Annotated in this window: 11 protein-coding genes; all 11 read right to left on the bottom strand. The window is 50.8% G+C overall.

Features of this window, described 5'->3' with window-relative positions; translation table 11 throughout:
- Positions 1-60: 60 nt before the first annotated feature.
- Complete coding sequence (locus JMJ04_RS16400; protein WP_201371532.1) at positions 61-381, bottom strand: mersacidin/lichenicidin family type 2 lantibiotic; 321 nt, start codon at positions 379-381, stop codon at positions 61-63.
- Between the two features lie 502 nt (positions 382-883).
- On the bottom strand, positions 884-4189 hold the full coding sequence (locus JMJ04_RS16395; protein WP_201371531.1) for a type 2 lanthipeptide synthetase LanM family protein: 3306 nt from the start codon (positions 4187-4189) through the stop codon (positions 884-886).
- A gap of 302 nt (positions 4190-4491) precedes the next feature.
- The gene (locus JMJ04_RS16390) at positions 4492-5040 is read right to left on the bottom strand and encodes a mersacidin/lichenicidin family type 2 lantibiotic (protein WP_201371530.1); all 549 of its coding nucleotides are present in this window, start codon (positions 5038-5040) and stop codon (positions 4492-4494) included.
- Between the two features lie 333 nt (positions 5041-5373).
- Positions 5374-5748, bottom strand: a complete 375-nt coding sequence (locus tag JMJ04_RS16385) for a mersacidin/lichenicidin family type 2 lantibiotic (protein WP_201371529.1) — start codon at positions 5746-5748, stop codon at positions 5374-5376.
- 342 nt (positions 5749-6090) lie between these two features.
- On the bottom strand, positions 6091-6504 hold the full coding sequence (locus tag JMJ04_RS16380) for a mersacidin/lichenicidin family type 2 lantibiotic (RefSeq protein ID WP_201371528.1): 414 nt from the start codon (positions 6502-6504) through the stop codon (positions 6091-6093).
- A gap of 344 nt (positions 6505-6848) precedes the next feature.
- Complete coding sequence (locus JMJ04_RS16375; protein ID WP_201371527.1) at positions 6849-7280, bottom strand: mersacidin/lichenicidin family type 2 lantibiotic; 432 nt, start codon at positions 7278-7280, stop codon at positions 6849-6851.
- A gap of 344 nt (positions 7281-7624) precedes the next feature.
- Positions 7625-8047, bottom strand: coding sequence for a mersacidin/lichenicidin family type 2 lantibiotic (locus JMJ04_RS16370; RefSeq protein WP_201372379.1), 423 nt, complete (start codon positions 8045-8047; stop codon positions 7625-7627).
- A gap of 344 nt (positions 8048-8391) precedes the next feature.
- Positions 8392-8805, bottom strand: a complete 414-nt coding sequence (locus JMJ04_RS16365; protein WP_201371526.1) for a mersacidin/lichenicidin family type 2 lantibiotic — start codon at positions 8803-8805, stop codon at positions 8392-8394.
- Positions 8806-9639: 834 nt separating this feature from the next.
- Entirely contained in the window at positions 9640-10056 is a 417-nt protein-coding gene (locus tag JMJ04_RS16360) for a mersacidin/lichenicidin family type 2 lantibiotic (protein ID WP_201371525.1), read from the bottom strand.
- Positions 10057-10543: 487 nt separating this feature from the next.
- Positions 10544-12808 (bottom strand): peptidase domain-containing ABC transporter, encoded by a 2265-nt coding sequence (locus JMJ04_RS16355; RefSeq protein ID WP_236038040.1) that lies wholly within the window; start codon positions 12806-12808, stop codon positions 10544-10546.
- A gap of 37 nt (positions 12809-12845) precedes the next feature.
- Positions 12846-13415 carry a hypothetical protein gene (locus tag JMJ04_RS16350; protein ID WP_201371523.1) on the bottom strand — a complete coding sequence of 190 codons (570 nt, stop codon included), beginning with the start codon at positions 13413-13415 and terminating at the stop codon, positions 12846-12848.
- Positions 13416-13573 lie beyond the last annotated feature (158 nt).

The following is a 13573-nucleotide window of genomic DNA, read 5'->3' as shown; positions in this document are numbered from 1 at the left end:
CAAGGGATGACCCCCAGCCCTCTTCCGAGAAAAGCGTATAGTTTGCTTGTGTCACAGAGATTAGCCGTTGTGGTTGCTATTGTTGCAACCGGAAGCCAGGACATTGATTGAGTAGGCACAAACGTTGACATTAACTACGCTACCAATCAAGCCGCCATTATTGTTGTAGATGTACGAGACATGTACGTTGTTTTCCTGGATGGTATTCTCGTCACCATCGTGGCCACCACGATGCCAGGCATGATGACAACCGCCACTGACAAGCTCCAGGGACTCATCGCTCAGTTCCACAACGCCAGCAGGATTCTCAGCGAGTGTCTCCTGGCCCAGGCTCTGACGGTACTCCTCATCTTTCCAAGCGCGAACGATATCATACTGCATATTCATTATTTCCTTTACTGCTGCAATTTAATCTTATAATTGCCCACTCGGATGAAAGATACATTTGCTTTTCGCATTGGACAACTCCGCACTTTCATTGTGAAAAACAGGCAATTGCCTTTCGGAATTGTTTCATTTCTTTTTTCCCTTCGAGCAATCTATTACCATCATACGATCGACACAAAATGATATTCGGATAAATGACAGGTATACATGTATATCACATGAGCCTATCTAAATAAGCTCCTAAAGCTAAGGGAAGCCTATTTTTGGGAATTAAAAAAAGCGCAAATCCTGGGTATATATCCTGAGTGAAGAATGCAATTCGGGGTTATCTTCCCAGCGAAATCACTAAAATCAGGGCAATCATCCTCATTAGTTCCAACATTTGGTCCTGAAAAGAAGGATAGGAGAGCCGCTATCATGTGCTAATTAAAAAGGCTTGACGGATACCAGATGGTGTCCGTCAAGCCTTGCTATTATGTACACTTGAGCTGAAACTTTAGTTGTTCTGGATAGGTGGGTCCAACAGCAGTACTGAGGGCATCATATTGGGGAAAGCAAGGCGCAGCCAGGTATATCCCGCACCGGTAATACCCAACATCAAGCCTGTGGTCTCCATACCCATCGGGGCACCACTTACCCAGCCCTGGCGCTCGATATTCTCCAGCAGAATCGGAGCGGCATGCTCAACATTTTCCTGATATTGTGGATCGTCGAGCACAAGCGCGGCAGTAAGCAACGTATCCAGGCTCGCCATGTCGCCATGACAGAGCGAATGACTATTACCAAAGCCACGCCTCATTGTCGCTTGCAATCCGGCCTCAATCTCAGCACGGATGGCTTCGTCATCAATGTAACGCAGGCATCCCAGGCGGGCCAGGGCAATGCCAGCTCCCCCATGACACCAGGCCGCCATGATGTATTTCTTCTGCTCGTCCTTTTCTGTTCCATCGGCTTCCGCGCGCAGATCGGGCCAGTTGTTATGCTGCGGCGAGAAGATATGTCGCTCAAACGCGAAAGCCTGTAACGCAGCCTCACGAAAGCGTTCATCACCACTAATATCGGCGAGGCGGAGCAGATTGAGGGCGATACCGGCATTGCCATGACCTAAACCGGCGAGCGGTGCATCCTCCGTCTTGGTAATCCAACCAATACCCACTTCTAACTGAACTTTCTTCTCCAGCAGGCGTTCGCCACACGCGATAGCAGCGTCCAGAGTTGTCTCAGAGGGATGAACATGGTAGAGGCTCAAGAAAGCCGCAATAGCGCTTGCTGAACCCGCGACCACATCAAGCATTTCATCTGTGGGCACCTGCCCAACAATGGCGCGCACACACTCTTCGGCTTCCGAGAAGAGCGCGGGCTCATTCCACAGCGTACCCAGATGTGAGAGGAGGTAGACATACGATGCTATGCCGTTGTACACGCCAACATTAAAGGCACCCACCACTTTCCTGTGGAACTCTACCTGGCCACGGAGCATCTTGAGTGCCCGCCTGGCAATGGTACTATATTTCTCTTTCCCTGCGAGCGCGCCCAGGTATGCCAGGAAAAAGATGATGCCAGCATTGCCAGCATACAAATCGGCGCCGGCAGGCCCTAACCCCCATGCCTCCTGGTCAAAAATCGATACACCCATCCAGTCAATGAATTCGCCATTCTCTAGCATCAGTTCGTGCAGGCGCTCTCCCACTGCCAGGGCCGCATCCAGGGCACGCTCGTGTGAGAACGGCCTCGGCGTAGGATCTAGCTGTAATGAAGGGTAGAGATTTCTATTGGACCCATTCACCAGGTAGATAAACGACGAGCGGATCAGCCAGCTTTGCAGCGCCAGGTCCCGTTCATTCAGGCGTAATATCTCACGCTGCACCATGTCTAACCCAGACTCAACGAAGAACTTAGGAATACGCTCGCCACGGTAACTCATAAGATCGCGCGAGGAGGCACGAGAATAGAAGAAAGGAATATCCCCGGCCCACATATCAGCGGTCTCGGCATCGATCACGTGTAAGAGCGGAGGAATGATGTCAACAGTAAACCATAAACGATCAAATAACCGGTCACGATCCAGGGCATCGCGCAGCACATTAGGATGGTGGCTGTGCTCCAGCAAGGTGTAGTAGAATTGCGTGTGGCGGACCAGGCAGCGCACTTCGTCCTGCGCGAAGAGCGGTATCATTCTCGTCACAAGCTCCTCGCGATGAGCGAGGAGCAGGCGATACACGCTGGTAAAACCTGTCACCAGGCACTCAGAATAATCGAAGGGATCAACAAACTGTCCTTGTAGCGTCGGCAGGTTCTGACCAAGCGCCATCTCAACCCGCTCGCGCTTAATGCTCATTTCGTCAGTTCCCATTCCCTGGAGGGTTGACACAGGAACTGCCGAGAGCTGGCCAGGTCGACCACCGACGCCACTAATATCAACGCCGTCCTGATTCTCGTCCGACCAGATACGACTAGGTAGCAGCCCTATATTTAAGACAGTGCGCGGCGGCCCATCCACTACGTGGGCTTCCTGATTATCTTCAGATGCCTCTTCCGGGTCCCCCGCCAGGGGCAGGAATAACACCTCTAGATCGATCAAGAAGGGATGCTCGCCGCAAGCGATCAGGTTCTCGGCGTGGAAATCCGCGGCCTGCAAGGCATAAAGCAGCGCTAGAAAGCCCCCTTGTCGCTGATAAAAGCGCTCAAGCTCATCCTTAGATTGGCAAGTGGTGCTGGGAAGAAACTCTACCCATCCATACTGCTCCCGGCTGAGCAGCGTAAAGGGGCGAAAAGCGGGTTGAAAACCGTGTTCGTTCAGCCATAGCAGCAATTTTTGAAAATGGATATCTGTAGACAGTGGGCGTGGCTTATAGACGAGGCGAAAGCCAGAACTCCAACGCAAAACAGATACACTCTGTCCGCCTCGATGCGTATCGCCCTGTCCACCCTGTATCTCAATCAGCATGCCCGGGTCCTGATCGGGACAGAAGGTCGCGCGTATCTCCTTCCAATCACGGCAGAGCCGTCTCAGGATTTCCAGGTGGACCTCCAGCCAGCTTTCAATGCCCTCAATAAGCAGACGAGCAAGCACTACGTACTCTTCCAGGAAGGCCAGCATGTTTTGTTTCGAACTGAGTTGTTGCAGAAAATTTTGAAAGCGTTCTTCTGGAGTCTCGCCTTGCAACCGTCCTTCCACACGCGCGACGTTTAGCTCAAGCACAAAAGTCTTGGCTGACTTGTTCAAGAGGAAGTCAGGCAAGAGGGCGAAGAGCTTCGTGACGACCTGCTCCCGCTCAAAGGGCAGAGCCGTAAATTCTTCCGCAATACGATCCACGCCATCCTTCAGGCGCCGGTAGGCATATATTAATAGGGGTTGAAGTGTGGTAATAAACGAATGAGAGATGGCCTGATTCTGCTCTATGAGCTTGAGCGCCTCCTCCTCTGGTGCCTGCTCGTCTTGAAAGATAGAAAGCAGGGTGCGTAGCCATTCAGGTACAGTAGTGACGCACTCTTTGAGGAATTCAGGGGGCACACTCAGCAATTGCAGGAACTCTTCCTCCGTTACGCCAATCTTTGCCAGGCGCTGCGCAAAATAGTGCTCATCTTTAAATGGGCGCTGCTCCTTCCAGCGCGTCAATCGCCGTTTCGCAGTTGCGCTCGCTTCCTGCGATGGCTTAGGGAAAGGTTTGTCAGCGCGGGCAAGCAGAGCGGCCCGCTCCGCGAGTGTTAGGGCACGGTACCAGTTCGCGCTCACATGTGTATATGACTGCTGCTCAAGCGTAGAAGCGCTTGTAGATGAGGTAATCTCTTTCATGCTCATAGATATGCTTTCCTCAAAACACTAATGCTTCTTATCCGAAACCCTGAGCACGCGGCCGCTGTGCCCCCGAATGGGGGTGCCACCGCTTGCCCCCGAATGTAGGTTAGGCGGTTGAGTTTCGGAATAAGATCTGAGAGTTAGCAATGAGAGAGGAAAAATAATATGATGTATCCTTCCACAACGATGCACCAGAAGGGAGAGTATTTTAAATTTACTTCATCAATGCATCTAAACTAGGTAGAGACTTTTGTTAACTTTCCACATATTATTTTCCTCAAAATCCTCTATTAACATTATATTAATCAGGCAAAAGTCCAGCTTATAATGTAATACAAGCAGGCAATTATACTATCGTGAAATAAAAAAGAGGGCCGGGGCATCAGCCCCGCCTCTCTTCCCTGTTGCATCAGATATGCGTCAATAGATGTGTGTTCTTTATTTGTTGCCCCGAAGATACACACGTTGTTACCGAGGCCGCCCGAAATGCTGCATCCGAAATCGAAAGTAAAGTTTCTACGATCCCGAGTGGTGTGATCTCCAAAGAGAGCTATGGTGAGATCACCAAGGAGGCCGTTTCTGTTACGGTCATTCTCACCAAGGTCCACGTTGGTTGTGGGGCGAATTGAGAAGTTGTTGCAGTAGTAGGAGTTATTTTTAACGCCAAAAGCGCTAACATCGGACTTCGCCACACCGCCGCCAGCACCTACACCTGTGCCTGTAATCTGCTCCAGTTCGGCCTCGCTCAGCTCGGCCTCGCCCGCTGGATTCTCAATTAACTGTGCCCACTGCTCCCGGCTCAGGCTCTGGCGATACTCCTCGTCTTTCCACGCGCGTGTCATATCAAACTGCATAATTCTATATTCCTTTCTCGGTTTCAACCTGATTGTCGTAATACCCATCAGCGCCCGCAGAGTCTTTTCCCTTGAAGGGGTTTCCTCTGCCTCACCTCTTTCACTTCTTTGGAAGTTGTAGCTACGCCCACAACTCTGATTCATTTGCATCTCTTACGGGACACCTGTTACCAGTATATCTAAAAAGTAAAACTAAATGTATTATGTGGATTATAATATTTTCAGCATATTTGTAATCAATATGTACAACTCGCCACTGCCTAGAAGGCAGGAGAGCCACTGCTCATGCCCTGGCTCTCCTACCTTCTATAGCGAATGCCTCCAGCTCTTTCTTTATTTTCCACCGAAGATGCAGGTGCCACCGAAACCACCTGAGACGCTGCATGAAAAGTTAAACCTGCCACCGCCAAAGATGCCTCCGTCAAAGGTGTCTCCACCAAAGGCACCTCCATCAAAACCTAGATTGGTTGTGCTACCAACTGAGAAGTTGCCACAATAGTAGGAGTTGCCGACAATGCCGCCAGCAAAGCCATAGCCTCCACCATAACCACCGCCATAGCCTCCACTCGTGCCGTTAATAAGCGCCAGCTCAGCCTCGCTCAGTTCAACCTCGCCAACCGGGCTTTCAGGCAACTGAGACTGCTCGCTCTGGCTCAGTTGCTCACGATACTCCTCATTTTTCCACGCGTATACCATGTTATACTTCATTATTATGTGTTCCTTCCTCTGTTTTATACTGAATATTTTGGTATCCCTCAGTGAAAACAGAGTTCGTTCCTTTGCAGAATACCACCCCACTTCACCTCTTCTTAATAACGATGAAAGACAAAATACTCGCAGCCTTCTGTCCCTCACTCCTCAAGTGGTCTACCTGCTTTAGTATACGCAATATATAAATAGCCATTAAAGCATATATAATACGCTATGACAATTACTTAGGGCTTTTCTCTATAGCTTCTGAAGACGATCTTTTTCAAACGGCAAGAGGGTCAGGGCATACGCCCTGACCCTCTTGCCGTTGCGCTGCTAAAGCCGCGCAAATAGAGTACTTTAGTTTCCGCCGAAGATACAAGTGCCGCCGCCGATGCCACCAGAGATGCTGCAACCAAAATCGAAGCGATTATTGCGGGTATTGCGCCTATTGTTCCTCACGAGGTCAATGTCAGCAAAACTCGCTTTCACGTCATTGTCGTTATCCTCATTACGGCGACCGTCGAGGTTCAGGTTGGTGCGGGGGCGAATGGAGAAGTTGCCACAGTAGTAGGAGTTGCCGACAATGCCGCCAGCAGATTTATAGCCCTCAGACACACCACCGCCAAAACCGATACCACCACCGCCAGCACCTGTGCCTGTGATCTGCTCTAGCTCGGCCTCGCTCAGCTCGGCTACCGGGCTTTCAATCGCCTCCTCCAGGCTCTCGCGATACTCTTCGTCCTTCCACGCGCGGGTCTTATCATACTGCATTTGTGTATGTTCCTTTCTTGGTTTCAACCTGATTATTACGGCACCCCGCGAGAGAACCTGGAGCTCGTCTCCTTGAAGCGCGCTCCTCCCCTTCTCTTCTTCCCGGTGCAAGATGAGGCTTTTCCACCTGCTTCCACCTTCCACCTGTCAAGCGGGCCACCTGTTGCTATTATACTTAAGATGTAAAACGATATTTAGTATACATGACCATATGCCCCTCTTTCCCTGCCCTTTGCACTCGCCCACCCATCCCACTCGCCCGACTCCACGTGCAAGAGGGTCAGGGCATATGCCCTGACCCTCTTGCGCATGCTTCTGTCTAAAATAGCGCTACTGGTGTAGCCCTAGTTTCCACCGAAGATGCAGTTTCCACCGAAGCCACTTGAGATGCTGCAACCAAAATCGAAGCGATTGGTGCGGGTATCGCGCCTGTTGGTGCTCGTGAGGTCAACGTCAGCGAGGGGTCCTGCAAAGATGCCCTGATTCCCATCACGGCGCCGCTGCTCGCCAAGATTCAGGTTGGTGCGAGGTCGATACGAGAAGTTGCCGCAGAAGTAGGAGTTGCCGACAATGCCGCCAGCAGACTTATAGCCCTCAGACACACCGCCACCGTAGCCGATACCACCGTAGCCGATACCACCGTAGCCGCCATCACCCGTTCCGGTGATCTGCTCCAGTTCGGCCTCGCTCAGCTCGGCTACCGGGCTTTCAATCGCCTCCTCCAGGCTCTCGCGATACTCTTCGTCTTTCCACGCGCGGGTCTTATCATACTGCATTTGTGTATGTTCCTTTCTTGGTTTCAACCTGATTATCACGGCACCCCGCGAGAGAACCTGGAGCTCGTCTCCTTGAAGCACGCTCCTCCCCTTCTCTTCTTCCCGGCGCAAGATGAGGCTTTTCCACCTGCTTCCACCTTCCACCTGTCAAGCGGGGCACCTGTTGCTATTATACTTAAGATGTAAAACGATATTTAGTATACATGACCATATGCCCCTCTTTCCCTGCCCTTTGCACTCGCCCACCCATCCCACTCGCCCGACTCCACGTGCAAGAGGGTCAGGGCATATGCCCTGACCCTCTTGCGCTTGCTTCTGTCTAAAATAGCGCTACTGGTGTAGCCCTAGTTTCCACCGAAGATACAAGTGCCGCCGCCGATGCCACCAGAGATGCTGCAACCAAAATCGAAGCGGTTGTTGCGATTGTTGCGCCTGTTGTTGTTTACGAGGTCAACGTCAGCGAAACTCGCTTTCACGTCGTTATCCTGATCCTCATTACGGCGATTGCCGAGGTTCACGTTGGTGCGGGGTCGATACGAGAAGTTGCCGCAGAAGTAGGAGTTGCCAACGACGCCGAAAGCACTGGTGCCGTACTTCTCCACACCACCGCCAACGCCGATACCACCAGCGCCACCACCGTAGCCGCCGGTACCGGTAATCTGCTCCAGTTCGGCCTCGCTCAGCTCGGCTACCGGGCTTTCAATCGCCTCCTCCAGGCTCTCGCGATACTCTTCGTCTTTCCACGCGCGGGTCTTATCATACTGCATTTGTGTATGTTCCTTTCTTGGTTTCAACCTGATTATCACGGCACCCCATGAGAGAATCTGGAGCTCGTCTCCTTGAAGCACGCTCCTCCCCTTCTCTTCTTCCCGGCGCAAGATGAGGCTTTTCCACCTGCTTCCACCTTCCACCTGTCAAGCGGGGCACCTGTTGCTATTATACTTAAGATGTAAAACGATATTTAGTATACATGACCATATGCCCCTCTTTCCCTGCCCTTTGCACTCGCCCACCCATCCCACTCGCCCAACTCCAAGCGCAAGAGGGTCAGGGCATATGCCCTGACCCTCTTGCGCTTGCTTCTGTCTAAAATAGCGCTACTGGTGTAGCCCTAGTTTCCACCGAAGATGCAGTTTCCACCGAAGCCACTTGAGATGCTGCAACCAAAATCGAAGCGATTGTTGCGATTGTTGCGCCTGTTGTTGTTTACGAGGTCAACGGAAGCAAAACTCGCTTTCACGTCGTTATCCTGATCCTCATTACGGCGATTGTCGAGGTTCAGATTGGTACGGGGGCGAATGGAGAAGTTGCCACAGTAGTAGGAGTTGCCTTTGACGCCGAAAGCGCTAACGCCGTACTTCTCCACACCACCACCAACGCCGATGCCACCGCCACCGTAGCCGCCGGTGCCGGTAATCTGCTCCAGTTCGGCCTCGCTCAGCTCGGCTACCGGGCTTTCAATCGCCTCCTCCAGGCTCTCGCGATACTCTTCGTCTTTCCACGCGCGGGTCTCATTGTACTGCATTCGTGTATGTTCCTTTCTTGGTTTCAACCTGATTATCACGGCACCCCCATGAGAGAATCTGGAGCTCGTCTCCTTGAAGCACGCTCCTCCCCTTCTCTTCTTCCCGGCGTAAGATGAGGCTTTTCCACCTGCTTCCACCTTCCACCTGTCAAGCGGGCCACCTATTGCTATTATACTTAATATACAAAGTAGCATTTATTATAAATTAAAAGCCATATTTTTCCCCATTATTTTGATTCCATTCTTTCATGCAAGATAACTATCCGTGTCTTCACGTGTGGAGAACCTCTACACACTCTTTCCACAAGCGAAACAGGGTGGGATAGGAGCAGTTTTGCGGAGCGTGACGATATGGGCTTTAGTCCGCCGCAAGCCACGCCGTTTCAACGACAGTGGTGAGGCGTTTGTGGCTTTAGCCTCCCACTGCTGACAACAGCAGTTCTCGAAAGAGAAAGGTGTTCACTCTCTCCAAGCTGTCAAAAGCTTCGCAGGGCTACACAACGGCAAAGCAAGGCATGAGAGCTTGAACGGGCAGGGCACCGCCCTTCAAGATATCTGATGTATAGATCAGAGCTTGAGCGTATTCCTCTCCCACTAGGGGGTTGAACGAGTTGTAGCCACGCTACATCGACTCACAGCACCGACTACGAAGGAGTGCACGAAGAAGCTGTACGGTTTCAACCATTGGCGGAATGTCACAAACAACATGGTATCTGCATAATGCCCGATCATATCGGCTTCTCGCAGCACGCGTTTCCACGTATAAGAGGGTCAGGGCATATGCCCTGACCCTCTTATACGTGCTTCTGTCTAAAATAGCGCTACTGGTGTGCTCTACTTTCCACCGAAGAGACAGAATCCAGCGAAGCCACCCGAGACACTACAACCAAAATCGAAGCGGTTGTTGCGCCTATTGCGTATGTTGGTGTCCTGGAGGTCAACAGAAGCAAAACTCGCTTTCACGTCGTTATCCTGATCCTCATCATTACGGCGATTGTCGAGGTTCAGATTGGTACGGGGGCGAATGGAGAAGTTGCCACAGTAGTAGGAGTTGCCTTTGACGCCGAAAGCGCTAACGCCGTACTTCTCCACACCACCACCAACGCCGATGCCACCGCCACCGTAGCCGCCGGTGCCGGTAATCTGCTCCAGTTCGGCCTCGCTCAGCTCGGCTACCGGGCTTTCAATCGCCTCCTCCAGGCTCTCGCGATACTCTTCGTCTTTCCACGCGCGGGTCTCATTGTACTGCATTCGTGTATGTTCCTTTCTTGGTTTCAACCTGATGATTATTACGGCACCCCTGCGGCCAAAGCAGAGCTAATCCTCTTGAAGGACTCCACTCTACTTCACCTCTTTTAACTTTGTGAAAAGACAAGAATGCATTCCTCGCTATTCGTTGTCCTTCACTCTGCCAGTGGATTACCTATCTTTATTATATTTATCATGCAAAACGATATTTACTATAAATTAAAATACACTTCCTCTTTATATTCAGCCTATGCATATCTTAGAATGCTCTGTACAAAACAACTGACAGGAGGGCCTGAGCGTTTGCTCAGGCCCTCCTGTCAGTTGTTTTGTACAATCAGCCAAAAATCCTACGTGCAAGTGTAGAGAGGAGGTGTGGTGGGTGCTGGCGGCCGCGGCCGCCAGCACCCACCACACCTCCTCTTATGCAAAATCAGAAGTAGCCTAAAAAATGTCCCATCCTTAAACATAGAAGAGATCCTGCACACAATTAGCCTTTTATCGTGAGTGCCGTCATCGGTCGTGTATCCTCGCGTTCAATCTGATAGAGAATCAGGCCAGCATAGAAGCCCCCACGTTGTACAAGCTGGTCATGTGTCCCCTGCTCGACAATAGTACCGTTATCTAAGACCAGGATTAAGTCAGCGGTACAGATCGTACTCAGGCGATGGGCAATGATGATCTGCGTACATGAGAGGGAATGCATGTTGTTGGCGACACGCTGCTCTGTCGCGATATCGAGCGCACTGGTAGCTTCATCAAAGAGCAGAATAGAGGGTCTGTGAGCGATGGCGCGGGCGATAGACAGGCGCTGACGTTGCCCCCCCGATAAAGCACTCCCACCTTCGCCAACATGCGTTTCATACCCCATAGGCATTTTCACGATATCATCGTGCAGAGCGGCTAAACGCGCGGCCCTAGTCACCTCATCCATCGTCAAGTTCGGATTATTCAGGCGAATATTATGCGCAATCGTCCCGCTAAAGAGGGCTGATTCCTGCAACACTACGCCAAACTGGCGGCGCACCTCTTGATAATTCAGATATTGTAGAGGCATGCCGTCATAGATGATCATTCCGTCGGTTGGCAAGTTTAGCCCCAGAATCAACTTGCCCAGCGTGCTTTTTCCACTTCCCGTACGACCCACAATAGCAACTTTCTGACCAGGCCTGATACTCAGTTTGATATTGCGCAAAACTTCAGGCGCGCCTTCTGCATAACGAAAACTCACATTCTCTAAGTGAATTTGCCCCGTCAGTCTAGGAGGCATCCCAACCACATGCTTGTTTTGCTCAGGGGGAGTAGAAATGATATCTGAGAGGCGGTCAAAATTCGCCTGAATACTCTGTAACTGCTGCGCGCTGCCCACAAGTGAGATCAGAGGAGCCAGGAAAGCTCCTACAAGTGTATTGAGAGCGAGCATCGTGCCTAGAGACATTGAGCCATTAAGCACCTGCATGGTTCCTACCCAGAGCAGAGCCAGTGACGAGAGCGATTGCAAGACGGTTTTGACAGTTCCAAAGACTGCCGAAAAGTAGCTGCTGCGCGTCGAAATGTTCAGTTGATCAAAGAATAGGTTGGTCAAACGATCCACTGCTCTATCTTCTGCGCCAGCGGCCTTGAGAGTAGCGATACCACTTACGGCTTCAGTCAAGTAACCTTGTGAACGCCCCTGTGTTGTAAGCATCTGCCTGGACATATTACGCATCACAGGATAGGTCCCGATTACAAAGGCAATTTCGATGCCACCGATAAGCAGGGCCAAACCGAGAAACACGGGTGATTGCCAGAGGAGGATAAAGAGATACGTAATCACCATTCCCCCATCTAAAAGAGTAGAAATGAGTTGACTACTGAGCATCTCGCGGATAACGCTGTTAGCGCCTAATCGGCTCAAAAGATCACCGGTTGAGCGCTGCTGAAAGAAGCTATACGGTAGCGTCAAGAGATGCTCAAAGAGTCCCAGCATCATATGCGTATCCAGACGCGCCCTCAAGTATACAAGCAACCACTCACGCAAGAGCGAGATCAAGATCTGAGACAAAACGAGCAAAAACATGCCGACCGCGAGGATCTCCATCAGGCTTGCTAATTTAAAAGGGATGATTTGATCCATGATGATCTTGGTAAGGACCGGCTGAATCAGCCCCATAGCCTGTAAGAAGAGCGAGGCCAGAAGGATCTGAAAGAGAATGCCTGGAATCTGCTTGATAAAAACCGTAAGGTATTGAACCAGGGTTAAGGGGGGAGCCTGACCCTGGCGATCAAAGCTTGCTTTAGGCTCAAGCATAATAACGACGCCAGTAAAACCTTTATCGAACTCCTCAATACTGAGGCGCAAACGACCATGAGCGGGATCCACGACCTCGACATACTTCTTTGTCCAGCGCTCTACAATCAGAAAATGATTGAACTCCCAATGTACGATAGCGGGCAAGTTCACCGCACGCAAATCACTCTTCTGCAAGGAAACAGCGCGTACCCTCAAGTCATAATGACGGGCGGCCTTAACGATTGTCAGGGCCGAGAGGCCATCACGCCCAACCCCCATACGGGAACGCAGTTCTGTCAGCGTTGTTTTGCGCCCGTAGTAGCTAAGAATCATTGCCAGGCAGGTTAAACCACATTCAACTTCGCTTACCTGCAATATCGGAGCAATGCGAGGCTTGAACAAGCGAGGGAAAGTCAAGCCTGAAGAGCGTTTCTCGACAGGCTTTTCCTTTCCTTTATCCCCTGGTTCCTTTGGCAATTTCATCGTTTCGTCTTGTGCTTTGAGTTCTTTGACCATATTCTTAACCCGACTTTCCAGCTAGCCACTCTAACCCAGGAAAGAACGCAAGCATCCGCTGTGATCCTGTCTGCACGTTGGCGAGAACAATTGCTCCGGCATATCTTTCGGTTGGTAGTGCCTGTGCCTGAATCAGTATGGCAATTGAGGGTTGCCTGACCAGTAGACTACAGCCAGCCATCAGCTCATATTGCTGACATAATGTAGCGGGGCTCTGAGCCTTTAGATTCACCTGCGCGATTGTGCCTGTTATTTGCTGGCTACTAGCCCCTCCTACACTCAGCGAGACAGTTTGTCCCACACGCGGCTGCAACGCCGGCGACCAGGGTACAAAAACCACAACATTGCTTTGATCTGACTTTACTTGCTTAAGAACAATGCCCGCCCCAGCATTATATAAAGGGATCTCCTGGTACCAGGACACGGTACACGTCACTACCACTATGGCCAATAAGAGCCACATCACAAGCGCCAGCGGAGTATTGATAAATTGCGGTACGGTATCTTTCTCCTGGCCTTGTAAGTAGTGTTGAAGTGCGTTTTTACGGAAGACAGGATGGTTAGGATTCAACATAGGTATTTTAATCTTCTATGCTACTACTACAAAATTAAATCTACTAAATGCATTATAATAACTTTCCCAAATTACTTTGTAGTGATCAACTTGGAAAGTGGGAGAGGTATTTCTCACGAAAGCAATCAAATTCCCAGCATACAAAATTTCTTCCAACC

The sequence above is a fragment of the Ktedonobacter robiniae genome (assembly GCF_016587375.1).
In the GTDB taxonomy this organism is placed as follows: domain Bacteria; phylum Chloroflexota; class Ktedonobacteria; order Ktedonobacterales; family Ktedonobacteraceae; genus Ktedonobacter; species Ktedonobacter robiniae.
This window is presented reverse-complemented; position numbering and strand designations above follow the sequence as displayed.

What these genes read in the sequence shown, in the direction of transcription:
- JMJ04_RS16400 (WP_201371532.1), bottom strand. Translation starts at nt 381, where the DNA reads ATGCAGTATGATATCGTTCGCGCTTGGAAAGATGAGGAGTACCGTCAG.
- JMJ04_RS16395 (WP_201371531.1), bottom strand. Translation starts at nt 4,189, where the DNA reads ATGAGCATGAAAGAGATTACCTCATCTACAAGCGCTTCTACGCTTGAG.
- JMJ04_RS16390 (WP_201371530.1), bottom strand. Translation starts at nt 5,040, where the DNA reads ATGCAGTTTGATATGACACGCGCGTGGAAAGACGAGGAGTATCGCCAG.
- JMJ04_RS16385 (WP_201371529.1), bottom strand. Translation starts at nt 5,748, where the DNA reads ATGAAGTATAACATGGTATACGCGTGGAAAAATGAGGAGTATCGTGAG.
- JMJ04_RS16380 (WP_201371528.1), bottom strand. Translation starts at nt 6,504, where the DNA reads ATGCAGTATGATAAGACCCGCGCGTGGAAGGACGAAGAGTATCGCGAG.
- JMJ04_RS16375 (WP_201371527.1), bottom strand. Translation starts at nt 7,280, where the DNA reads ATGCAGTATGATAAGACCCGCGCGTGGAAAGACGAAGAGTATCGCGAG.
- JMJ04_RS16370 (WP_201372379.1), bottom strand. Translation starts at nt 8,047, where the DNA reads ATGCAGTATGATAAGACCCGCGCGTGGAAAGACGAAGAGTATCGCGAG.
- JMJ04_RS16365 (WP_201371526.1), bottom strand. Translation starts at nt 8,805, where the DNA reads ATGCAGTACAATGAGACCCGCGCGTGGAAAGACGAAGAGTATCGCGAG.
- JMJ04_RS16360 (WP_201371525.1), bottom strand. Translation starts at nt 10,056, where the DNA reads ATGCAGTACAATGAGACCCGCGCGTGGAAAGACGAAGAGTATCGCGAG.
- JMJ04_RS16355 (WP_236038040.1), bottom strand. Translation starts at nt 12,808, where the DNA reads ATGAAATTGCCAAAGGAACCAGGGGATAAAGGAAAGGAAAAGCCTGTC.
- JMJ04_RS16350 (WP_201371523.1), bottom strand. Translation starts at nt 13,415, where the DNA reads ATGTTGAATCCTAACCATCCTGTCTTCCGTAAAAACGCACTTCAACAC.